The sequence below is a fragment of the Pseudoalteromonas arctica A 37-1-2 genome, assembly GCF_000238395.3.
GTDB lineage: Bacteria > Pseudomonadota > Gammaproteobacteria > Enterobacterales > Alteromonadaceae > Pseudoalteromonas > Pseudoalteromonas arctica.
On sequence record NZ_CP011025.1, the window covers coordinates 2,884,088 to 2,908,434 of the forward strand.

The following is a 24,347-nucleotide window of genomic DNA, read 5'->3' on the forward strand; positions in this document are numbered from 1 at the left end:
TTAGCGACTAATTACACAAAAAAGTCCAATGTTGTGTGATCAAAGTTACTCAAGTTTGGAAAAATATCAACAAGCTCAGAGCTTGGCACACCAAACCACTGAGCCAATGTGGCAAAGTACTGCTCATTTGCAACACTTGGAATTAAGCGCCCGCCACCGGTATCTTGTGGGCCATCCAAATGTTGAGTTAGTAGCTCGCCATATATATTGCCTCCTTTTACTGCGCCGCCCATTACTATTTGGTTTCCTGCCCAACCATGGTCAGTGCCATCGCCATTTGAGGTCAACGTGCGACCAAAATCAGACATAGTAAACGCAGTCACTTTATCTGCCATATCAAGCTCTTTCATCGCGCTATCAAATTCACTTAACCCTTGAGCTAACGTATTTAATAAAGCAGGGTGCGTTGTTAATTGGTTATCGTGCGTATCATACCCCCCCATAGAAACAAAAAACACTTGGCGCTGAGTGCTCAATTTTGCCTGTACGCTAATTGTTTTAGCTACTGCTGCAAATTGCTCACTAAGGCTATTATCGCTAAATGGGGTAATAAGTGCAGGCGCGCTTTCTAACGCGCTGTTCATTGCTTGAGTGTTATTTATCGCACTTGTTAAGCCATTGGCATAAGCTGTACTTAACGGATGGCTCGTATTGCCTAGTAAGCGGTTCATAATAGAAGTTACGTGCTCGCTACGAGGTTGATACCCTCCAAACGCGTTAATACTACTAATGCCACTTTTGTTAAGCGCAAATGCATTACTAGCACTTCCCGTTTGCCATAAATTAGTACCGTCGAGTGATACATTAGCTGCAAACTCATCTTGTAGCTCTAAACGTTCTAAAAGTCGTGCGCCCCACCCGCTATTAAGTGATTGTTTTTCTCGACCATACATCCATGCAGCTTGCTGATCGTTATGCGAGAACAAATGCTTAGGCAAACCTATTGTTTTATTTTTATAGTCACTCAATGTTGTGGGAGCGAGTAAAGTACCGACCCCACCTATAAATGCTAAATTTTGAGATTCAAACACATTTTGTATAGGTTCAAGTGAAGGATGAATACCGACTCCACCGGCAAACTGGCTTTTAATACTTAACTCAAGTGGGCTCTCTACCGCGAGGTTCTGCCTACTTTGCTCGTAAACACTACGTTGCTCGCCTTCAAGCGGAACTAGCATATTTAACGAATCATTCCCTCCGTATAAATACACACACACTAATGCTTTGTAATCACCTAGCTCAACTGCATTAGTCGCTCCAGTTAATGCTTGTAATTGCAGGCTCGTTAACGCGGCAGCCGATACACTGCCTTTTACACATAACGACAAAAACTCTCTTCTATTAATGCTCATTATGCGCTCCTAATACTGCACGTTAAATTCAGGTGAAATAGCAATCATATATAATAAATACGAAACCCGTTCACGGTATTGCTCTTCATTAAAATAGGCATCTAAATCAAGTAACGCTTGGCGCGTGTCACTGCTCATTGCGCCTGCAAAATATAACGTGTTGTACTGAGCTAATAGCGCGCTAACACCGTTTTTCTCTAAAACATTCATGTCGTCTTGAACATAAATATAAATACTATTTGAATTTAAATCGCTGCGCGCTTCTGCGGTACTCCATACTAAACTTGCATAAAGCGCGTTCATGGTACCAATCAGTGTTGCGTCGTTTGCTATTTGTAATTCTGGCGCAACAATACCTTCATTTCGCAAAGCTGCGGTTTGATAATCAGGCCTAAAAAAGTTAAATACCGAAGCCGACTGCATGGGTCCTTGTCCGTAGCTATTTATTAAATTCCATGTTTTATAATAACCCGCTGGCGATTTAGCATCGAGATTTCGCCAAAACTGTACAGTTTTTAAAATAGGCTCTTTAATTTTACCTTGGTAATTAAGCACTGAGCCAAAATGCCGCGCTTCATCATCTAAATAAATAGCCTTTACTACCGCCGCTAAATCGCCGCGTACACCAGCGCCGTTATCAATAAATACATTAGCTACTCGCTCAACATATTGGGGGGTTGGGTTTGAGGTAATTAATCGCTGAATAAGCTGTTTGCTAATAAACGGCGCAACATTTTGATGATTAAATAAATTATCGAGCGCTATTTGCAATGACTCTTCTGCTGCATAACCTTGTGGTATAACCTCACCGTTTAGTAAGGTTTTTTGTTTACTAGAATGGTACTCGTCAAATGCTTCCATTGGCTTAATATAATCACGACTTTTACGCTTAAATGTTTCACTATCGGCAAACGTCCAACCAGTAAATACGCGTGCAAAACCCTCTATTTCTACCTGTCCGTAAGTGGCAATGGTATTACCTTGTGCATCAAGCTTGGCGCTGCCATCTAGATTTAGTTCTTCAAGGCCAATAGTAAATAACTGCATTACTTCACGTGCGTAATTTTCGTCTGGGCGAATATTAAGTGTATCGTCTGCTTTTTCGTTACCCAAATGGCTTAAATAAGTTCCCATAATAGGCGAAAGCGTGACATCTTCGAGTAAGTCACGATAATTACCAAAGGCATGCTTTAGTAATAAATCGTAATAAGTGATCATGCCCTCAGGTTGGCCTCTTAAGGCACTGTTTTCATCCGACACCACTAATATTTCACTTAACGCAAACGCAACACGTTGACGAAGTTGATCGTCACTTTGCATTACTGCTTTCCACCATGCGTCAATGCGGCTTATGTATTTAAAGTCGTCATCGTCATTTTGCTTTACTAAATAATTACGGTGATAATTAATAGGTAGCGCTATTTGTTTATCAAGCCATTGCTGCTCGCTTAGCCCTTGTGCGTTTTGTATTTCACTAAGCTTAGGCCCCATTGTTGCTTGGTGTAGTAACCGTGCGGCGCTAATCTCATCCATATTATTGCGCGCTATAAAGCTCAGCGTTTTTACACTGCTTGCTCCTTCATTGTCGGTTGCTGTGACCGAAAAAGCGTAATTAACAGGCTTATAACTTTGCGCATTTAGCAGTGTTACTGAGGTGGTTACTGCCTCTAAAGGCCCGCTAATTAGTTCAGGCCCTTGCGTTTGTTGCCATACAACCGATGTAATAGTGCCGTCTTTATCACTGGCTGTTGCTGTTAGCTCAATTGTTTGGCCCTTACTTAATTCACTAGGAAAATCAGCGACTGACAAAATGGGGATTTTATTTCCGTTAACGGTTGGCGTATCATCTGAGCCTGAACCACCGCAAGCGCTTAGTATAAAAACCGAGCTTGCGATCAGAGCAAATTTATAATGCATGTAAAGTCGTCATCATTTGTTAATTAAAGTACGTTAGTGTGTACCGAGTTTGATGCATTTATTGAAACACAAAATTTACAATTTAACTCTTTATTTTTTGTAACCGAATCATGAACGCCCCATTAATAATGCACTAGCTGCAGGGGTAAACAGCCAGAGCTTTATTATTTATGAAAACAGAAATTCGCTATTGTTTTGAATCTTCACAAGTTGCTAACCGGTTTTTACACGAGCTGAAAGACTGGCCGGTTAACGATGTAAAAACACGACTTTTTAATGGCGGCGATAGTGTAAAAGTGACATACGAATACGACGAAAGTGGTTTTGATTACACCTCAGCCGAGCTCGACGACCTAGCAGAAAAGCATGGCGGAAAAGAAGTTTAAATCCAATAATAACAAGGTATGGAGCCATTTTTCTTGGCGAACGCACTAAACATCAATATTGATAATGCGATCAGTAAATGTTTCATAAATATATCTTTATTGGCTTTATTAGTTATTCGTGGTACTTGCGGATCATCGCCACTTTGCCGTTTTCAATTTCGATTACTTCCATCATTACTGATGTATATTCTATTGGTTGCTGATTTTGCGGATGAATACCTTTCACATCGTTTTTATAACGAATAGCAAAGCCTGTATCGTTAAACACAAATGTATTAAGCAGTGTGCTTTCAAACAACGTGTGCGCACCTAAGTAAAAGCTCATGCCTTTGCGCATTTGTTTTTTACCATCAGGAGTACGTGAGTCATCGGATTGATACGGAATATGCTGATTACCAATATCATCAGTTAACAATGCAAGATAAGCCTCAAGCTCTTTAGTTCCTGCGTTAGGGGCTTGTGTGGCAGTCATTGTTTTATAGTACTGCTGCGCAAACGCATTTAAGTCGAGTGGCTTTTCAGCATACGCCGAAAAAGCAGTTACTAAGGCCAAGCCTAACGTTAAAAGTAGCTTCATCACTTACTTCCCTGTAGTTAAAAATATTGATTCATTTATAGGAACACTATATTAATATGTTCAACAATAAAACAAATAACTTTAAGTAACTAACATCACATTTTGCTTTTCACTCTATTGGTTGCAACGCTGTTGGCAGGGTCGTCTGGCCAAAAATGCTTAGGGTAGCGGCCTTTCATTTCCTTTTGCACATCGCGGTAACTGCTAGCCCAAAAGTGGGCTAAATCTTGAGTAAGTTGCAATGAGCGTTTACCTGGCGATAGCAGTTCCATAAGCAGTGGCAATTTACCGTTGGCAAGCATAGGCGTACTGGTCAAGCCGTAAACTTCTTGCATGCGCACGCTTAGCTTTGCGGGGCCATCAAGCTGGTATTCTATTTTTATATTTGAGCCACTTGGCACCGTTAAGCGCAGTGGTAACAGTGCTTTTAAAGCAGTTTGTTGTTGCCAATCAAAACAGTTTTGTAATGCTTCAAAGTAGTTAAACTTTTTAAGCTGCGTGAGCGTTTTAATATCTTCTAAAAACACACCTAGCCACTGCGCTGCATTTTGAATAAGTTGTTGCTCATTTGTTTTTGGGAATTTATCAGGCATTAAATTACTTGCTAAGCTCATACGTATCAGCAATTGCTGCGCATCAGGTTGCTCGTTAAATAATGCAAAACCGTGTTTAGCAAATAAGTTTAGCCACGCTTTAGCGCGCTCGCTCTTATCTAGTTTTTGTTTACTAGGCTGGCTGCTGAGCGTTATAGCCCCGAGCTTTACTTCATCTTGATGAATAAAACGTGCTGATTTTTCGTCAAACTCACAACGAGTAAGTTCACTAAATAAATGCGGTAAAAATTCTTGTAACTCAAATGGGTTAAGCGCGGTGGCTGCAAATATACGCCCTCCTTTGTGCCCGCCCATGGTTGCTATAGCTAAGTAATCGTCGTTGTGCCAGTAATCGGCATTTAACTCAGCACCTGCACCATTGGCAAGTAGGTAACCATTACCGCGTTTTTTAGCAATACGATCTGGGTATGCCAATGCCACTAGCAAACTAATATAATGCGTATTTAATTCGCTGTTTTCGTCTTTTACTTTTAAGCGGCTTTGCCAATACTTTAACTGTTGTTTAAACACCGGATGCGGACGTTGCTGTTGGCTATGCAGCGCTAAACTCAACTCGTTTGCACTGTTTACTCGGCTCTCAAGTAATGCCACTAAATAAATAGCGAGCCTAAAAATACCAAGGAGTTGGTCATCAAGGATTTGTGCTTTTAATAGCATATGCGCCAAACGAATATCAGCACCAAAACCTAACATTTTACTGCCAAGCGGTGTGAGCTTACCTTTGCTATCAATAGCTTCTAGCATGTTAAGCAGGTTACTTGCTTGTTCGCATTGCTGCTCAGTGGGCTTATCGAGCAAGGTTAGCTCATCAATACTGGCTCCCCATTGCTTTGCCTCAAGCATAAGTTGGCTTATGTCTGATGTGAGTATTTCGGGATTGTCGTGGCTATTACGTCTCTCAAAGGTTTGCTTTGAGCCAATTCGATAAACAATGCCCGGCTCTATTCGCCCTGCTCGCCCTGCTCGCTGCACAGCAGACGAGCGCGATATACTTTGTGTTGTGAGCTCTGTAACCCCTGTTTTTAAATTAAAGGTCGCTGCACGGCGCTTGCCGCTGTCAATTACAATGCGTATGCCTTCAATAGTTAAACTGGTTTCGGCTACATTGGTGGTAAGCACTACTTTGCGCATGCCGTTTGGAGCAGGCGCTATAGCAGCTTGCTGATTGGCTTTATCTTGCTCGCCAAATAGCGTTGCGACTATGCAGTTACTGGGTAAATCGCTAAGTGCTTGTTGCACGCGTAGTATTTCAAATTGCCCAGGTAAAAATACCAATGCGCTACCTGTTTGCTCATTAAGTGCTTGTTTTATTATGCTAGGAATTGCATCAAGCCAACGGCTTTCATCTTTTATGGGTATGTATATTTCGTCTATTGGGTAGCTGCGACCGCTTGATTGAATTACAGGGCAGTCAAAAAACGCTGTATAACGCTCAGTATCAAGAGTTGCCGACATAAGCATAATGGTTAAATCTTCACGCAGCGCACTTTGGGTCTCGAGCGCAAAGGCAAGTGAGGTATCGGCTGCAATTGAACGCTCATGAAATTCATCAAATATCAGTAAATCAATATCGCTTAATTCGGGATCGTTTTGCAGCATGCGCGTTAGCATGCCTTCGGTGACTATTTCGAGGCGCGTATTAGCACTTACTTTACTCTCACCCCTAATCCGCAAACCCACACTTTGCCCAACACTCTCGTTTTGGCACTTTGCTAGGTAGCTGGCAATATTACGAGCAGCTAAACGGCGAGGCTCTAGCATTACAATACGTTTAAAATACCCATCGCGCATTAGTTGCAGCGGCAACCACGTAGATTTACCCGCACCAGGCGGCGCTTGTAATAACGTAATAGGATTACTTTGTAATGTAGTAACGAGTTGTTGATATATGTCTTGAACCGGCAGCACAGCTATTTACCCTAAATTGCTTTGCAGGCATTGTAACAAAAAACCGCAGCGACACCGCGGTTGATATTTATTAATAATTGCTATTAGCTACCCGACACCATTCTAATTCGATCTGCAGGCACTCGTAATTGCTGCATTAAGTAAATTTTAAATGGTGCTTCGTAAGGTTGCTCATCAACCGCTTTTTGCATGCACAAAAGCCATGCGTCACTTTGCTCAATTCCTACATGTAAATGTTTGTGCGCTTGAGGAATGTTAATACTGCCAAAATGTTCAGCGTATAATTTAGGACCACCTAACCAGCCCGACAAAAAGTAAGCGAGCTTTTTACGTGATGTTGATAAATCTTTTGAATGCATACTCCTTATATTTTCAGCCTCTTTTAAAGCGTCCATATTATCGTAAAACGCATTCACCAATTGTGTAATACCTGCTAACTCACCTGCCATTTTGTATGAGCAGTCATCCACTCCGTATTCACACGTTTTTGTATTCATAACTCACTCAGGTTAACTACTTTGTTTAATACCTGCATATTAGCTTAAAACAAAAATTTAAGAATGAGTTACATCAAAGCGGCGTAACTTATGTCAGCAATAATTACAGGCTGCTATGTATATTTTTTAATAAATAGCGCAATATTAAAAACAAAATCGCTCAACATAAAAACATAACCAACTGATAATAAAAGTAATAAAACTATTATTATTCATTGGTACAAGGCTTGCTACTTTATAACTGACAGTTAATTCACTAACCTAAAGTAAGGATAAACTTATGAACAGCGATCGTATCGAAGGTAATTGGAAAGAACTTAAAGGTAAGGCTCAACAAAAATGGGGCGATCTTACCAACGACGATTTAGATAAAATTGAAGGTAGCCGTACAGAGCTAGTTGGTAAAATCCAGCAGCAATACGGTAAATCTAAAGAAGAAGCAGAGCGTGAAGTTGATGAGTTTGAAAAAGGTCGTTAAACCGCGTTAACCGCTTTAAAAAAACCGCCATTTTGGCGGTTTTTTTGTTTAAGCTGTAGGTTATTTAGCTACGCTTTCAATTGGTTACCAATCGGTAACTGCCTAATACGCTTTCCGCACGCTGCAAAAATAGCATTACATAATGCTGGCGCATAAACTGGTGTAGACGGCTCGCCTACCCCTGCTGGTGGTGCATCACTTTGTACAATTTCAACTTCAATCTCAAGAGGTGAGTCGCTCATACGCGGTACGCGATAATCATGAAAGTTACTTTGCTGTACGCGCCCTTTATCAAAGGTAATACCATCGCTGATTGCAGTTGTAATACCGTAAATAGAGCCACCTTGGGTTTGGTTTTTAACGGTGTCGGTGTTTACAACCGTACCCGCATCAATGGCAACCCACGACTTAATTACTTTTAAATCGCCAGCATCCGACACTTCTACTTCAACTACCGTAGCTACGTAAGTTAAAAAGCTTCTGTGTGCTGCTATTCCTAAACCTCGACCTTTAGGAAGCTCTCGCCCCCATTTACTCATGTCAGCTACTTTTTCAATAACATGGCGCAGTCTGCCAATATCTAAAGGATAAACCGCTTTATCGCCACCGTAATTATCGTATGTGGCATTTTGCTCAGTTACATCAACAATGCGACTCGGACCTATAGTGTCTAGTAAATAGTCTTTTTGGTCGCGACCGGCTTTGTGCGCTGCTTCGCCAATAAATGACTGAATAGCAAAGGCATGAAAAATATTTGATACAGAACGCATCCAACCAATTCGTGCTTTGGCTTGCGCATCACCGTTTTCTAACTTCATGTTAGGTGTGTTAATAGGGTTATCGGTAAATCCTAAGCGCAGTTCAAAGCTTCCCGGCGTAGTCGCCCCTTCTGAAAAGGTAGAGGTAATAGGTGAAAACGCGGTGCGATGTAAATAAGATTCTATAGCGCCATTTTTATCTAGTGATGCTTCAATGTGCTGAGCCGAAACTGCATGGTAAAAACCATGTTGTATGTCGTCTTCACGCGTCCATTGCACACGAATAGGTTTGCCTACTTTCATTGAAAGGTAAGCTGCTTCTGCTGAAAAGTCAGGTTTTGACTTACGCCCAAAACCGCCTCCTAACATGGTAACGTGAACATTAATTTTGCTCTCATCCATGCCAAGCATTGCAGCCACTGTTTTCATATCGGCTTGTGGATTTTGCGTAGCAGCCCATATATCAACACTGTCTTTGTTGTACATAGCAGTTGCACAAGGCGGCTCCATTGGTGCTTGAGCAAGATGCGGCGCGTAATAATCAGCTACGAGTTTATTGCTCGATTTAGCCAACACGCCCATGGCATCGCCTTTATCACGTATGTTTGCCTGTGGAGTTTGTACTGTTTTTAATAATGACTTTTTAAATTCTTCTGAATTGTAATCGCCATTTTTGCCATCATCCCACACCACTTTTAATGCTTTACGCCCTTGCCATGCAGCCCATGTGTTTTTAGCTATAATCGCAATGCCACCTTTTGGCTGAAACTGCGGTGCGCCTTTTGGTGCAGGTATTTCAATAACATCTATAACGCCGTTTATCGCTTTTGTAGCACTGGCATCAAATGACTTAACAACACCGCCTACTACCGGCGGGCGTTCAATTATAGCCACCAGCGCTTGTGGTTCGCGTACATCCGCTGCAAATATTGCTTTACCTGTTACTAAATCGGCTAAATCTATGTGCGCCATGCCAGTATTAATATAACGCCATTCTTTGCGTGTTTTAAGCGTTAGTTTGTCAGCTTCTGGTGGCGTTATTGTAAGCGCTAAGTCGATTAAATCCTTATAAGTAAGCGATTTACCTGAGCTGTGTGTAACAACGTGTTGATTAGCAGTACAGGTTTGCGGGTCAACATTCCAATACTTAGCGGCAGCATGCTGCATCATGTAACGTACACTTGCGCCCATTTCACGCAGGCGCTGCATGTTGTAGCGAATACTGCGCGAGCCATCGGTATTTTGATCGCCGTATTTAGGATCGCCCTTGCCCTGAATAACAATAACCTTATCCCACGCAGCTTCCATTTCATCGGCAACAATTTGTGCAATCGCGGTGCGAATTTGCTGACCCATTTCAGAGCGATGGCAGGTTATTTCAACCATGCCGTCTGGGCGCAGTGCAATAAATAAGTTTGCGCGTTTTGCCAGCTCAGATGGTTGCTCTAACACACCCGCAATCGCTCTTGGCGCACTGCCTACAAAATAAGTACCAAGTACCAATGCACCTATTGCGCTAGTTTTTAAAAACTTACGGCGGTTTAAATCAAAATATTTGTTATCTTGGTTCATACTTCTTCCCCTTGTTCATTTGGGTCAAAATACTGAACACTCGCCATTGTTTTAGCAGCTGATTTAATTGCTTTATGAATACGCGGGTATGTACCACAACGGCAAATATTTCCCGACATATTACTTACTATTTCATCGTCGGTTGGGGTTGGGTTTGCTGCTAATAAGCTTGCAGCTTGCATCATTTGGCCGCACTGGCAAAAACCACACTGCGGTACTTTATGCTCAACCCATGCTTGTTGTACTGGATGGTCGCCCTGCTCACTTAACCCTTCAATTGTTGTAATTGAAAGACCCGCCACTGCCGCTACAGGTAATACACACGAGCGCTGAGCTACCCCATCTATATGCACAGTACACGCACCGCACTGAGCCATACCACAGCCAAATTTAGGGCCGGTTAAATTCAATTCGTCTCGGAGATACCATAATACTGGCATTGACGGATCGCCAGAAAACTCATGTTTATTACCATTAATGGTAAGCGTGATCATACTAAACTCCTTGGCAAAGCGCTTTACAGGAGGGTTCCTTGTTGCGCGAGAACTATTTTTAATTACTTACTATTTTATACTTACTACTTTTAGCCTACCACTTAGATCTGTTTTATAAAAATACTAATTATTAGAACGTTTTACTGTTAAAAACAGATCTACATTATCAAGCATACTAAAACATACATTAATGAGTGCTTATAACATCTTCAAATAGTAATCGTTCATCGTCTTTATAAACTTCAAGCCAACCTGGTGGTGATGTATCGCAGCCAATAATGGTTACTTGTAGCACATAACTATAACGACCATTTTTAAACGTATAGTGATGATTCCCGCCGCTACCCTCAAATGTAATATCGCCATTTAGTAAAACCATATCAGGCTTGTCGCTAGGTTTTTTATTAATACCCCACACTGCATACCGAAAATTATGCTCGCCTAAATCATCAACGCGAACATGATAGTTAGCAGTTTTCCAATCGAGTACTGGTTTTTCAAAAGTATTAATACTTGAATGCAAGGATTGCTTACCTTGTTCGATTAAGCTTTTAGCAAGTGTCTGCTCTTTAGCATTTTGAGTATTTATACCGATAATTTTACCGCCGGTATCAACCCACATCACACCGTTATTTAGCATAATGCCGCGCCAACCAACTTTCTCCCAATCGGTGTCAATTTTTGAACTGGCAATAACTGCCACTAGCTCATCATTAAATACTTCATCAAAGCGGTTAATAAACTCAGCTTCATTTTTAATGTCAGGTATGGGGTATCGTCGTTTTAATGGGTAACGAATAAGTGCTGCAATCGCAGGTTTATCGTGATCTGCAAATGCAGCAATAACAGGTAAAACGCTCTCGTGATACTTTTGCTCAAGAGCAAATGTGTTCGATGTGAAAAGTAGGCATAACCACAATACTATGTGGTTATGCCCTTCAAAGTTGAACCTGATCTTCATTTAAAGGTTCTAATATAACGAAACTAATTATATTTTTAGTTTTTCTCTTAACCCTGCAGGAGATAAATATCTAATAGCTTTGCTTTTTTTACTTTTCGTAGCAATTAAAAGATCTGCATCAACTAATCCATTTAAATATGTTCTTGCTGTGTTCTCATTAATATCAAATTCTATGGAAACCTGTTTAGTAGTAAATATTTTACCTGGATGCTTTACAGCTTCTTTGAGCAACTCTAATTGACCTCGCTTGAAGTTCTTTGATAGAGGGCTTTTTTCGATCCATTCCATGAATTGATAAAATTCACTTTTTTTAGATTCTATGTGAGTATTTAATGAATTAACCGCTTTCATGACAACATCAACTTGATGATAAATAAAGTAAGTTAAGTCAAATTCGTCTGTTTCTGTGTAAACAAATGCTGCATCATAATCACTTCTCTTTTCTTGGATTAGCTTACTAATTGACACATATTCAAATAACCAATAACCAGAACTGAGCATATACCAATAAAAAATAGCTCTGGCAGTTCTTCCATTCCCATCCCCAAAAGGATGAATGTAACCGATCATGAAATGTAAAATAATCGCTTTAACTAATGGATGTATAAACGTGTCGCTATTAGCCCCATCATGCTTTTCATTTGCAAAATCACATAAAGATAATAACCTTTCCTTTAAGGAAGAGAAGCATGGAGGTGTATGCGCTAATTCATTGTAGAGGTTTGAAACTGCTATATCATTGTCTTCTCTTAAAGCTCCTGAAATCGCATCATTATCAATAGCTTTATATGTAGCAATTGCATGAAGCTCTAGTATTAGCTCTATAGAAAGAGCTTCATCTTTTCTCTCTAGTGCTTTTTTCATCAAAAGGTAATTATTGAAAATCATTTGTTCAGATTTATCGATAGGTTGCCTTTTTGTTTCAAGCATTTCTTTCGCTATTTTCCTCGTTGTAGATGCGCCTTCGAGTTGAGAAGATGTTATTGCTTCTTCCATCATTAAGCTCTTAACCAGGTACCTATCTTTTTCTTTTGTAGTAATAAATGAACCATCACCAATTGCATGCCCACCACCAGATAATTTATCGATCTGATGAAGTAATGCATGAAGTGAATCTGGAATACAGTAAGTGAATTGTTTATTTTTTTCTGCAACTAATGATATTTTTTTTGATATAGTTTTCCTTGACAGCTTCGTAGCTACCCAAGCAGCTTGTTCTGATATATCTTTAGGTATACGCCATATAAATTTATCCCAGTGGAGATATTTCCCTTCTGAATTTGTAGGACCAAACTGCCCTAAAAGTGGAATAAACTCATCAGAAGGTGTAATAGATAGTAACTCGTTTAATGGTTTGGGAACTCTAATTCTTGCCATAGTAAAACACCTAAACTTAATTTTTATATAATGAGTTTACTTATAATTAAAAACTCGTCAACGTAAAAAAACAAATTTAAGTTTAGGTAAATAACTTTATACCAAAAGCGAGCTTAATTAGGCTCGCTTTTATTTTAACTGACCTGTTCTATTGCTCAGGATCATACCCCAAGTTAGGCGATAGCCATCTTTCAGCTTCTTCAAGCGTCATATTGGTTCGTTTAGCATAGTCTTCAACTTGATCGCGTTGTACTGCTGCTACGGCGTAGTATTTAGCTTCTGGGTGTGAAAAGTACCAACCTGAAACAGCAGCACCTGGCCACATGGCGTACGAGCTAGTTAGCTGCATACCAATGCGTTTTTCGGTGTCTAATAATTGCCAAATTTTCTTTTTCTCAGTGTGCTCTGGGCACGCTGGGTAACCTGGCGCTGGGCGAATACCTTGGTAGTTTTCGCGTATTAGCTCATCGTTTGCTAGGTTTTCATCGGGTGCAAAACCCCAATACTCTTTACGTACTTTTTCGTGTAAGTATTCTGCAAACGCTTCGGCAAGCCTGTCGGCAACCGCTTTAATCATTATTTTGTTGTAGTCGTCTTGCTGTGCGTCAAACGCATTTGCTAAGTCGTCTTCTTCAAGACCACCCGTTACTGCAAATGCGCCAAAATAGTCTGGTGTGCCTTTGGGTGCTATGTAGTCGGCTAGGCAGTAGTTAGCAAAGTCGGTTTTTTCGGTTTGCTGACGTAAATGGCACGAGGTAGTTAACAGCTCTTTGCGTGTTTCGTCGGTGTATATTTCTATGTCGTCCCCAACGCGGTTAGCAGGGAATAAACCTATTACGCCAAGTGGTTGCAAACTGCCTGCTTTTTCAAGATCGTCTAACATGTCGTTAGCGTCTTTAAATAAGCTTTGCGCTTGCTCGCCTACTACTTCATCGGTCATTATGCGCGGGTATTTACCGGCGATTGACCACGTCATAAAGTATGGCGTCCAATCTATGTATTTACGCAAAGTAGCAATTGATACGTTTTTAAACTCGATCACGCCGAGCTTTTTAGGCACTGGTGGCGTGTAGTTATCCCAATCAAGCTTTGCTGCGTTATCGCGGGCACGCTGAATAGTAACAGGCTTAGAGCGTGGTTTTTTACGCGCTTGTTGCTCGCGTACTTTTACATATTCAGCTTGGGTTTTTTCTAAAAAACCAGGCTTATGCTCTTTTGATAATAAATTAGATACTACACCTACCGCACGGCTGGCATTACTTACATACACTACGCCTTTGTCATATTGCGGCTCAATTTTTACTGCGGTGTGCGCTTTAGAAGTAGTAGCACCACCAATTAGTAGCGGCAGTTCAAAACCACGGCGTTTCATTTCTTTTGCTACGTGTACCATTTCGTCAAGCGATGGGGTGATTAAGCCCGATAATCCAATAATATCGGCTTTTTCGTCGATTGCGGTTTGCAGTATTTTATCAGCCGGTACCATTACACCTAAGTCAATTACTTCATAGTTATTACATTGCAGTACAACACCCACAATATTTTTACCTATGTCGTGTACGTCACCTTTTACGGTCGCCATTACTATTTTACCATTAGTTGAGCCTTCTTCTTTTTCAAGCTCAATGTATGGGTCTAGGTAGGCTACGGCTCGCTTCATTACGCGCGCCGATTTAACAACTTGTGGTAAAAACATTTTACCTGCGCCAAATAAGTCGCCTACTACGTTCATGCCGTCCATTAACGGCCCTTCAATTACGTGAATAGGTTTAGCTGCTGCGGCGCGGCATTCTTCGGTATCTTCATCTATGAAGGTAGTAATACCTTTAACAAGCGCGTGCTCAAGGCGTTTTGCAACAGGCCATGTGCGCCACTCTAAATCTTCTACTCGCTCGGCTTGCGCCATACCCGAATATTTTGGTGCAAGCTCTACTAAACGCTCGCCTGCGCCTGAGTCGGTGTTAAGTATTACGTCGGTAACGGCTTTACGTAGTTCTTCTGGTATATCATCGTAAACGGCTAGTTGCCCCGCATTTACAATCCCCATATCCATACCAGCTTGAATGGCATGATATAAAAAAACCGAGTGAATAGCTTCACGTACGGGGTTATTACCTCTAAACGAAAACGATACATTTGATACACCGCCCGACACTTTACAGTGCGGCAAATTTTGCTTAATGCGGCGTGTGCCTTCAATAAATTCTACGGCGTAGTTGTCGTGCTCTTCAATACCTGTGGCTACGGCAAATATATTAGGGTCGAATATAATATCTTCTGGCGCAAAGCCAATGTCTTCTACCAATATTTTATAACTGCGCGCACATATTGCGAACTTACGGTCTGCCGTGTCGGCTTGCCCGTCGGTATCAAACGCCATTACAACAGCGGCTGCACCAAAGCGCTTTATTATTTTAGCTTGGCGAATAAATGGCTCTTCGCCCTCTTTTAGCGATATTGAGTTAACAATTGCCTTGCCTTGAATACACTTTAAGCCTGCTTCTATTACTTCCCATTTTGAGGAGTCGACCATAATTGGTACGCGAGAAATATCAGGCTCTGAGGCTATTAAGTTTAAAAACTTAACCATGGCGGCTTTTGAGTCCAACATGGCTTCGTCCATGTTTATATCAATAACCTGTGCGCCGTTTTCTACTTGTTCGCGTGCCACTGTTAGTGCGGCTTCAAAGTCTTCTTCCATGATTAAACGTTTAAACATGGCAGAACCCGTTACATTGGTACGTTCGCCGACATTAGTAAATACTGCTATTTGTTGGGTCATGCTGGCTCCTTAATTTAAGTTACAGGCTTCAAGGCCTGATAAACGCATGCGTACTTCAAGCTCTGGTAGTTGGCGTGGTTTAACGCCCTCTAAACCTTTTGCAAAAGCGCGAATATGCGCAGGCGTGGTGCCACAGCATCCGCCTACTATATTAATAAAGCCCGATTTACCCCAATCGATAATTTCGGTTGCCATATCGCCCGCTTCTAAGTCGTATTCACCAAACTCATTGGGTAAGCCCGCATTAGGGTGTACCGATGTAAAGGTTTCGCACACGCGCGATAACTCTTCTACATACTGGCGCAGTAAATCAGGACCAAGCGCGCAGTTTAAACCAATCGAAATAGGCTTAATATGGCGAATAGAGTTATAAAATGCTTCGGTTGTTTGTCCCGAAAGCGTACGACCAGAGGCGTCGGTAATAGTCCCCGAAATCATAACGGGTAATTTACGCCCTGCTTGCTCAAAGGCTTCTTCTACGCCAAACGAGGCGGCTTTTGCATTAAGGGTATCGAATATAGTTTCGATTAATATTAAATCGGCGCCGCCTTCCATTAATGCAAGTGTTGATTCAATATACGCAGTAACCAGCTTATCAAAGGTGACATTTCGGTAACCCGGATCGTTTACGTCTGGCGAAATTGAACACGTTTTAGATGTCGGCCCTAAAACACCGGCTACATAGCGTGGTTTTTCTGGCGTTTTAGCCGTAAATTCATCGCAAATTGCGCGTGCTAATTTAGCCGACTCTAGGTTTATTTCACGACTTAAGCTTGCCATGTCGTAATCTTCCATCGAAATAGTGGTCGAGTTAAACGTGTTGGTTTCGATAATATCGGCGCCCGCTGATAAAAAACCACGATGAATATCAGTGATTAAATCGGGCTTGGTTAGGCTTAATAAATCGTTATTGCCTTTAATTAATACATGCCAGTCTTTAAAACGCTCTCCGCGATAGTCTTCTTCTTCTAGCTTATGATCTTGGATCATGGTGCCCATAGCGCCATCTAAAATTAAAATGCGTTCTTTTAATGCGGCGCTTATTTCGGCTTGCTTATTATTTGTAGGAGCGTTATTCGGCATAGTTGTTAGTCCTCACGTCTTGGCTAACTAAATTAATATCATACGGTGTGGTTTGGTACACGTAGTAATTTAACCAGTTCGAAAAAAGTAAAAAAGCATGGCTTTGCCACGTTTTTGAAGGTTGTTTGGTTGCATCGTCATCCGGAAAGTAATTTTCGGGTTTTGGTGCATTAGGGCTTTTTTTACAATCGCGGTCGTATTCTGCTTTTAGCGAGTCGGCGTCGTACTCTGGGTGGCCGGTTATAAACACTTGGCTACCTGATTTATTTTTAAGTAAGTAAGCCCCTACTCGCTCAGAACCTGCCAGTACAACTAGCTCATCACAGGCGTTTATTTTATTTATATCAATGTGGCCATAACGTGAGTGCGGTACTAAAAAGGTGTCGTCGAATCCGCGAGTCAGTGCGCCGTGATCAAAGTAACATTGGTGGGTAAATACACCACACAGTTTGTCGTCTTTTAAATCACGCTTTAAATTGTAACGGTGATATAACGCTGCATGTGCTGCCCAGCACGAAAATAACGTAGAGGTAACGTGTTGCTCAGCCCAATCAATAATGACCTTTAGCTCATCCCAATACGCTACATCGTCGTATTCTAAATGCGCAAGTGGCGCGCCAGTTACTATTAATGCATCGTAATTGTTGTCTTTAACCTCAGAAAAATAACGATAAAAGGTATCAAGGTGCTCTTCTGAATTGCTGCTACTGCGGTGAGTGTCGAGCCGCAGTAGTTCTACGTTTACTTGCAAAGGCGAGTTGGCAAGCAAGCGAATAAACTGAACTTCGGTTTCTACTTTATTAGGCATTAAGTTTAAAATAGCCAAACGCATTGGGCGTATTTCTTGCGTTTTTGCACGTGTTTTTGGCATTACAAATACGTTTTCTTGACGTAAACGTGCAATTGCCGGCAACTCGTCTTTTACTGTAATTGGCATATTTTTACTCCTGCTCATAAAAACCGAAAGTTAATTATGAACTGAAAGTAAAAAATATCAACCTCTAGATGTATAGATGTCTAAATGAAATTTATTCATTCTATTAAATTAGGATTTACCGAGGTGGTATGTATGAGGAAAAACGCCTCTATTATAAAATAACCTGCTTTAATATTTTGAAGTAGCGCTACTAAAAACGAGTAGCGCATATACAGTTAAAAACGGTAAACCACAGATAAATTAAGTGCGTAAATATCGCCTTCATCTGTATCAAAATATTGGTATTCAGCGCTTAATTGCCAGCGTTGAGTTAACCTAAAGTCAACGCCAGTTCCATACGTTACGCCGCCTTCGTCGTAGTTTTGCTCAGTTATTAACGTAGAATTTTTATCTGTACCAGTTATTGATTCTGCAAGGTTTTTTAAGTCGCCTTCATTGTAACTTAATTTATTTCTACCATAGCCACCAAATAAAAACACATCAGCTCGAGATGAAATTGGATAATTAGCTTTTACAAATATACTTGTTTGCAAATCAAGGCTTGAATCGATTTCGCTCTTAATGAATTCTGAGCTAAGCGAACCGTCCTGTGGGTTCTGAGTATAAACAATTCCGTTTAGAGGAGCTGACTCATCATTTAACCCAAAACCTATACGCCCTTCTAATGCAAAGTATCGCGAAAACTGATATCCAAACCGGCCATAAAGCGTTGTAAACTGTATGCTATCACTCTCGTATACATCAATTTGCGTAGACCCTATCCCTATTCCTTGGTAATAACCATTTACGTGGAGTATGTCTGCTTGGCTCGAAAATGAGTATAAACCTAAAAGTAACGCTCCTAACTTTGTAACTATTTTCATGTTCATTCCTTTAAATCTTTGTAATATTTAATAATATGATGTCTAACAACAAACTAAGTGTGGCCTGCCTATATAACTTGCTTATACTTTACAACTTGTAAATATACTGTACCACTTTTGTTAAAAATGGAATGTATTTGAACAATATAAAACAATAGATTACAGAATTTTACATAATAGAAATCCTGTAATAGTAGTGTTTTAAACGAGCAATCAAAACAAAGTACCGCTTAGGTAAGCGTATTGTTCTATACAGCATTCGTTGACTGTTTCACCTGTCAGCCACTACAATACAACATTGAAATTTTTATTATTATTTGAAGGCTTTCCTCCATGGTTTTACCTGATAAATTTATATTCTCGATGAGTCGAGTATCTAAGGTTGTGCCACCTAAGCGCACTATCTTAAAAGATATTTCGTTACACTTTTTTCCTGGCGCTAAAATTGGTGTGCTTGGTTTAAACGGTTCTGGTAAATCTACGTTACTACGTATTATGGCCGGTGTTGACCAAGATTTTGAAGGTGATGCACATCCTCAGCCTGGTACAAAAATTGGTTATTTACCGCAAGAGCCTGTTTTAGACGAAAGCAAAACAGTTCGTGAAATTGTTGAAGAAGCTGTTGGCGAAGTTAAACACGCACTTAAACGTCTTGACGAAGTGTATAACGAATACGCCATGGAAGACGCTGACTTTGACGCACTTGCAAAAGAGCAAGGCGAGCTTGAAGCTGTTATCCAGGCGCACGATGGTCACAACATCGACAACGTTTTAGAACGTGCTGCTGATGCACTTCGCCTACCAGAATGGGATGCTAAAATTGAGCACCTTTCAGGTGGTGAGCGTCGTCGTGTTGCTATATGTCGATTATTGCTTGAAAAACCAGACATGCTTATTCTCGATGAACCAACTAACCACTTGGATGCTGAGTCGGTTGCATGGTTAGAGCGCTTCTTACACGATTACGAAGGCACTGTTGTGGCGGTAACGCATGACCGTTACTTCCTTGATAATGTAGCGGGTTGGATATTGGAGCTTGACCGTGGTGAAGGTATTCCATGGGAAGGTAACTACTCTTCTTGGCTTGAACAAAAAGATGCGCGCTTACAGCAAGAACAAAAATCTGAAAAAGCACGTCAAAAATCAATTGCGCAAGAACTTGAATGGGTTCGTTCAAACCCTAAAGGTCGCCAAGCTAAGTCAAAAGCACGTATGGCTCAGTTTACTGAAATGCAGCAGTCTGATTACCAAAAACGTAACGAAACTAACGAGATGTTTATTCCACCTGGTCCGCGTTTAGGCGACCAAGTACTTGAAGTAACTAATCTTCGTAAGAGTTTTGGCGATCGCGTTTTAATTGACGATTTAAGCTTTAGCATGCCAAAAGGTGCCATTGTGGGCATTATTGGTGCTAATGGCGCGGGTAAATCAACGCTGTTTAAAATGATCAGTGGTGAACAAAAGCAAGACAGCGGTAGCATTACCGTTGGCGAAAGCGTACACCTTGCTACTGTTGATCAGTTCCGCGACGGTATGGACGAAAGCAAAACTGTTTTCCAAGAAATATCAGACGGTCAAGACGTACTGAAAATTGGTAACTTTGAGTTCCAAAGCCGTGCGTATGTAAGTCGCTTTAACTTTAAAGGTAACGATCAGCAAAAGTTTGTTAAAGACCTATCAGGTGGTGAGCGTAACCGTTTACACCTTGCTAAGTTATTAAAAGCTGGCGGCAATGTGTTACTACTCGATGAGCCAACCAATGACTTGGACGTTGAAACACTACGTGCACTAGAGAACGCTATTTTAGAGTTCCCTGGTTGTGTAATGTGTATCTCGCATGACCGTTGGTTCCTTGACCGTATTGCTACGCACATTTTAGATTACCGCGACGAAGGTCAAATTAACTTCTTTGATGGTAACTATACTGAATACGAAGAGTGGCTTAAAAAGACACTAGGTGCAGCAGCAACTGAACCTAAACGTATTAAGTACAAAAAAATTGGTTAATATTTACTGTAGCTAATTTATTACAGTAATACTAAGCCCTGCATTTATGCGGGGCTTTTTTATGCCACCAGCATTACAGGAGCATATCCTGCTAGCATGTAGAGAATTACCCGCTATGCTTAATTTATTATAAAAACAGTAAGGCTAAATTAGGTTATGCAAAATCGTCGTCAGTTTTCTCGTGTTTTATTTTCAACCGATGCACAAGTAATTTTTAATGATCACCAATACCCATGTAAATTACTTGATGTATCTTTGCATGGCGCATTAATCACTAAATGTGATGCTTTTATTGGCAACCAAAATAGCCAAGCTGTTCTGCGTTTTTCGCTGCCTCAAAGCGAAATAGAAATAAAAATGGAGGTTGTGGTGTGCCATATAGAAGCGGATCATATTGGTTTAAAGTGCCACCATATTGATATAGACAGCATTACTTATTTAAAGCGTTTAATAGAGCTAAACTTAGCTGATGACGAACTATTACATCGCGAACTCGCTATGTTGATTCACGACACACAAGAATAGACTCATTTGGATTAGTTGATTACCATAGTGCAAACTTTTTAACTTGTGTAAACATGACTTTAAATCCACATTTACCTTTGGTGTATCACCCTAACTACTCGTTTAATTTCGATCCAAAGCATCGTTTTGCAATGAGTAAGTTTGCACATTTATATCAGCATGTAGCAAAGCTTGGTTTGATTGGCGATAACCTGGTTGAGCCAATATTAGGCACGCCAGAGCCACTTGAGCTAATACACTGCGAAAATTACATACATGATTTGTGGAATAATCGCTTAGATGAAAAAGCAATGCGTCGCATTGGCCTACCTTGGTCAAAAGAGCTTATGGCACGTACCTTTACAGCACCTCAAGGTACTTTGCAAACAGCTCGTTTAGCACTTAAACATGGTATAGCGTGCCACTTAGCCGGTGGTACACACCATGCGCATACCGATTTTGGCTCAGGCTACTGCATGGTTAATGATTTAGCCTTTACCACGCAAACTTTAATTGAATCGGGTGAAGTAACTAACGTACTTATTTTTGATTTAGACGTGCACCAAGGTGATGGCACAGCCGCAATGTTACAGCATCAAGCATACGCTTATACTTGCTCTATCCATTGTGAAAAAAACTTCCCTTTCAGAAAATCCGCTAGCGATTTAGATATTGGCTTAGCCGATAATATGAAAGACGACGAATACCTTGCCGTAGTTGACGACACCTTGAGTTATTTACTTAAAGAGCTAAACCCAAGCTTGGTACTTTACGATGCTGGCGTTGATATTTGGCAAGGCGATGGCTTGGGTAAATTAGATATCAGCTGGGATGGCATAGTTAAGCGCGACCATTTAGTGCTAAAACGCTGCCTTGAACACAACACACCCGTAGCCACAGTAATAGGTGGTGGCTACGATAAAGACCACCTTCGGCTCGCTAAACGCCACGCTATTGTTGTTGAGCAAGCAGCTCGCTTTTAGTTTGAAATAAAAATGTTAAATTCCCGTTCTTATTTAATATGTAAAATAAGAACGAACATATTATGAAGCAACTATTTATTGCCATCGCACTAATTTTTATAAGCTTTACAAGCTATTCGCAAGAAGAAAGTACGCAAGAAACATACCCTAAGTTACCTACATTAAATTTACAAATGGCTGATGGATCTACACTCAATACTCAAGATTTATTAGGTCAACCTTACGTTTTGCACTTTTGGGCAACGTGGTGTCCGTACTGTAAAAAGCTGCAGCCAGCACTTCAAAAAATTGATGATATGGGCTTAAAAGTTATTGCCGTGAGCTTTAAAGAAGATGACGATGCTACTCCCGCTAAAACGCTTAGCGATAGAGGTTATACTTTTAAAACAGCCGTAAAAGCCGATGCAATAGCACAGCAATTAGGTATAAGAGGCACACCTACTACATTGTTTGTAAATAAAGAAGGCAATGTAATTTGGCTGACTAATACGTCAAATCCAGAGGACGCAAACCTACATTTAAAAGCACGAACATTGTTGCACTCCATATCTGAACAATAATATAGGTCTAAATTTAGTTTAAAAATATAAGTAATATAAACTTTATACTACAATTTAAGCTCATAAATTAATTGAGATTATAATGCGCTTACTACTTACTTTATTACTAATCACTTTAAGTGGCTTTGCCGCAGCTGAAGAAGAAAAAGCAGAACTTCCACCGGTAGACCCCGCTTACAATGCTGAGCATCCTATGGCTTTGGTTAATCAAGGCTCGTCTATTATTGCAATGAATTTACCCACCTATAATTTACCTAATGATGTGCAAGTTGTTTATAAAATAGGAAACCCCGATGTTCCATTTTTAGGCTTTGTTAGAAATGCCGAGTTAATCACCGTAAAGCCACAAGCGTTTAATATTCAGCATTTAATGCGTGGTGAAGAAATTACGATTATTGCCGATATTTACGAGGGTGATTATCAACAAGGTGGTAGTTTAATTTATTCAAAAAAAGAGTTGGTCTTGAGTAAGCAGCTGTATGCCAGAGAACTAAAAGATTTAAGTGAATCATCGCAATGGCAAGACTACGACATGATTACACTAAGCGGCACTGAGCGTATTTATATTCATAAAATTCAAAAAGCGCCGAGCTATAACCATCTTATTTTTGTCGATTTAGTTAATGCGTGCATGCAAAAGCTTCGTACCTCAAAACGTGTCCCAGCTGAAAATGAGCTTACCTATAAATTTATTAATTGCGGCACGCTTAAACCACTTTATTACAATGCTGATGATTTTAAAAAGTAAAAGAGCGAGTATACGAATGTTCAATTATTTTAATATTTAGGCATAAAAAAAGGCTCTTTCGAGCCTTTGGATTAACTTTGGAATAGTCAAAAATTTTAAATTAGGTCAGCGTTAATAGCTGTGGAGCAACGCTATGATAATCAACAGCCATAGCAATGCTTAACGCTGTAATATTAATAATTGAAAATGCGAACACTTTACGTGCCCAGCTACTCATATCAATATTACGACGATAACCACGTAGCGCCATTAGCAACCACCAAAAGCTTGTAATACAAGCAACAGCCATAAAAGCAGCACCTGTGTAGCCAGTAATTGGCAGTAACATCACAACTAAGGCGTATACAGCAATATAAAGCACAATGTGGCGTTTTGCTTTGTCGATACCTTGCGCCACAGGTAATACTGGAATACCTGCAGCTTGGTAATCTTTAAAGCGAAAAATAGCGATGGCGTAAGAGTGCGGCATTTGCCACAAGCTAAACATAACTAGCAGTATTAATGCGCCCATATCGAACTGCCCTGTTACGGCGCAGTAACCTACTACTGGCGGTACAGCGCCAGAAAGACTACCTACAAAAGTGCCATATACTGAGTTACGTTTCATGTAGAGGCTATAAACCCCTACATAAATTACGTAGCCAAAGGCTGCAAAAAATACCGCGGCTTGAGTGGTATAGGCGATAAGTAAACCAAAGCCAATAACGCCCAATAAAATACCGTGGCTAAGTGCAGCAAAGGCCGACATTTCGCCAGTTACTGTTACCCGCGTACGAGTACGTGCCATGGCTACATCTATGTCTCTATCAATTACATTATTGATAGCACAGCCCGATGCAACCACTAGCGACAAGCCAATTAATGTGGCAATCATTAACCATGGATCTATATCACCGCGCGAGGCAAGTAAAAACCCGCCCGCTACGCTGATCAAATTGCCCATAATAATACCCGGCTTTGTCACTGATAAATAACGACGAAACATCTTC

At 40.7% G+C, this 24,347-nt stretch carries 21 protein-coding genes; 7 read left to right on the top strand and 14 right to left on the bottom strand.

Features of this window, described 5'->3' with window-relative positions; translation table 11 throughout:
* Positions 1–11: 11 nt before the first annotated feature.
* Together PARC_RS13040 and PARC_RS13045 are read right to left on the bottom strand one after the other, a co-directional pair.
* Positions 12–1,352, bottom strand: coding sequence for a DUF1501 domain-containing protein (locus PARC_RS13040; RefSeq protein WP_010555167.1), 1,341 nt, complete (start codon positions 1,350–1,352; stop codon positions 12–14).
* A gap of 9 nt (positions 1,353–1,361) precedes the next feature.
* Entirely contained in the window at positions 1,362–3,269 is a 1,908-nt protein-coding gene (locus tag PARC_RS13045) for a DUF1800 domain-containing protein (protein ID WP_010555168.1), read from the bottom strand.
* A gap of 170 nt (positions 3,270–3,439) precedes the next feature.
* On the opposite strand from PARC_RS13045, the gene PARC_RS13050 reads away from it, so the two are divergent.
* A complete protein-coding gene (locus PARC_RS13050; protein WP_010555169.1) occupies positions 3,440–3,655 on the top strand; it encodes a hypothetical protein in 216 nt (71 codons plus the stop codon).
* Between the two features lie 112 nt (positions 3,656–3,767).
* On the opposite strand, the gene PARC_RS13055 is transcribed toward PARC_RS13050, so the two are convergent.
* From PARC_RS13055 to PARC_RS13065, 3 genes are all read right to left on the bottom strand, one after another.
* A complete protein-coding gene (locus tag PARC_RS13055) occupies positions 3,768–4,232 on the bottom strand; it encodes a nuclear transport factor 2-like protein (protein ID WP_010555170.1) in 465 nt (154 codons plus the stop codon).
* 95 nt (positions 4,233–4,327) lie between these two features.
* The gene (gene hrpB / locus PARC_RS13060; protein ID WP_010555171.1) at positions 4,328–6,754 is read right to left on the bottom strand and encodes an ATP-dependent helicase HrpB; all 2,427 of its coding nucleotides are present in this window, start codon (positions 6,752–6,754) and stop codon (positions 4,328–4,330) included.
* An 83-nt stretch (positions 6,755–6,837) separates the two neighbouring features.
* Entirely contained in the window at positions 6,838–7,251 is a 414-nt protein-coding gene (locus PARC_RS13065; protein ID WP_033013053.1) for a group II truncated hemoglobin, read from the bottom strand.
* 280 nt (positions 7,252–7,531) lie between these two features.
* Between PARC_RS13065 and PARC_RS13070 the strand changes: the two genes are divergently transcribed.
* Positions 7,532–7,729, top strand: a complete 198-nt coding sequence (locus PARC_RS13070) for a CsbD family protein (RefSeq protein ID WP_007581220.1) — start codon at positions 7,532–7,534, stop codon at positions 7,727–7,729.
* Between the two features lie 68 nt (positions 7,730–7,797).
* Here PARC_RS13070 and PARC_RS13075 read toward each other — a convergent pair whose 3' ends face one another.
* The 8 genes from PARC_RS13075 to PARC_RS13110 all read right to left on the bottom strand — a co-directional run bounded on the left by PARC_RS13075 (position 7,798) and on the right by PARC_RS13110 (position 18,556).
* Positions 7,798–10,059, bottom strand: coding sequence for a xanthine dehydrogenase family protein molybdopterin-binding subunit (locus tag PARC_RS13075; RefSeq protein ID WP_021032147.1), 2,262 nt, complete (start codon positions 10,057–10,059; stop codon positions 7,798–7,800).
* Positions 10,056–10,553 (bottom strand): (2Fe-2S)-binding protein, encoded by a 498-nt coding sequence (locus PARC_RS13080; RefSeq protein ID WP_010555173.1) that lies wholly within the window; start codon positions 10,551–10,553, stop codon positions 10,056–10,058. The genes PARC_RS13075 and PARC_RS13080 overlap by 4 nt, the downstream gene beginning before the upstream one ends.
* A gap of 187 nt (positions 10,554–10,740) precedes the next feature.
* Positions 10,741–11,514 (bottom strand): hypothetical protein, encoded by a 774-nt coding sequence (locus PARC_RS13085; RefSeq protein ID WP_033013051.1) that lies wholly within the window; start codon positions 11,512–11,514, stop codon positions 10,741–10,743.
* A gap of 27 nt (positions 11,515–11,541) precedes the next feature.
* Complete coding sequence (locus tag PARC_RS13090; protein WP_010555175.1) at positions 11,542–12,891, bottom strand: Fic family protein; 1,350 nt, start codon at positions 12,889–12,891, stop codon at positions 11,542–11,544.
* A 148-nt stretch (positions 12,892–13,039) separates the two neighbouring features.
* Positions 13,040–15,673, bottom strand: coding sequence for a methionine synthase (metH, locus tag PARC_RS13095; protein WP_010555176.1), 2,634 nt, complete (start codon positions 15,671–15,673; stop codon positions 13,040–13,042).
* Between the two features lie 9 nt (positions 15,674–15,682).
* Positions 15,683–16,756, bottom strand: coding sequence for a homocysteine S-methyltransferase family protein (locus PARC_RS13100; protein ID WP_010555177.1), 1,074 nt, complete (start codon positions 16,754–16,756; stop codon positions 15,683–15,685).
* A complete protein-coding gene (locus PARC_RS13105) occupies positions 16,746–17,693 on the bottom strand; it encodes a homoserine O-succinyltransferase (RefSeq protein WP_010555178.1) in 948 nt (315 codons plus the stop codon). The genes PARC_RS13100 and PARC_RS13105 overlap by 11 nt, the downstream gene beginning before the upstream one ends.
* A 215-nt stretch (positions 17,694–17,908) precedes the next feature.
* The gene (locus tag PARC_RS13110; RefSeq protein ID WP_010555179.1) at positions 17,909–18,556 is read right to left on the bottom strand and encodes a porin family protein; all 648 of its coding nucleotides are present in this window, start codon (positions 18,554–18,556) and stop codon (positions 17,909–17,911) included.
* Between the two features lie 333 nt (positions 18,557–18,889).
* On the opposite strand from PARC_RS13110, the gene ettA reads away from it, so the two are divergent.
* From ettA to PARC_RS13135, 5 genes are all read left to right on the top strand, one after another.
* On the top strand, positions 18,890–20,563 hold the full coding sequence (gene ettA / locus PARC_RS13115; protein ID WP_007581203.1) for an energy-dependent translational throttle protein EttA: 1,674 nt from the start codon (positions 18,890–18,892) through the stop codon (positions 20,561–20,563).
* Between the two features lie 156 nt (positions 20,564–20,719).
* Positions 20,720–21,088 carry a PilZ domain-containing protein gene (locus tag PARC_RS13120; RefSeq protein ID WP_007581201.1) on the top strand — a complete coding sequence of 123 codons (369 nt, stop codon included), beginning with the start codon at positions 20,720–20,722 and terminating at the stop codon, positions 21,086–21,088.
* 53 nt (positions 21,089–21,141) lie between these two features.
* On the top strand, positions 21,142–22,050 hold the full coding sequence (locus PARC_RS13125; RefSeq protein WP_021032146.1) for a histone deacetylase family protein: 909 nt from the start codon (positions 21,142–21,144) through the stop codon (positions 22,048–22,050).
* Positions 22,051–22,112: 62 nt separating this feature from the next.
* Positions 22,113–22,610, top strand: coding sequence for a TlpA family protein disulfide reductase (locus tag PARC_RS13130; protein WP_010555182.1), 498 nt, complete (start codon positions 22,113–22,115; stop codon positions 22,608–22,610).
* 82 nt (positions 22,611–22,692) lie between these two features.
* The gene (locus PARC_RS13135; protein WP_010555183.1) at positions 22,693–23,358 is read left to right on the top strand and encodes a hypothetical protein; all 666 of its coding nucleotides are present in this window, start codon (positions 22,693–22,695) and stop codon (positions 23,356–23,358) included.
* A gap of 100 nt (positions 23,359–23,458) precedes the next feature.
* On the opposite strand, the gene cyoE is transcribed toward PARC_RS13135, so the two are convergent.
* Entirely contained in the window at positions 23,459–24,343 is an 885-nt protein-coding gene (gene cyoE, locus PARC_RS13140) for a heme o synthase (protein ID WP_010555184.1), read from the bottom strand.
* Between the last annotated feature and the right edge of the window lie 4 nt (positions 24,344–24,347).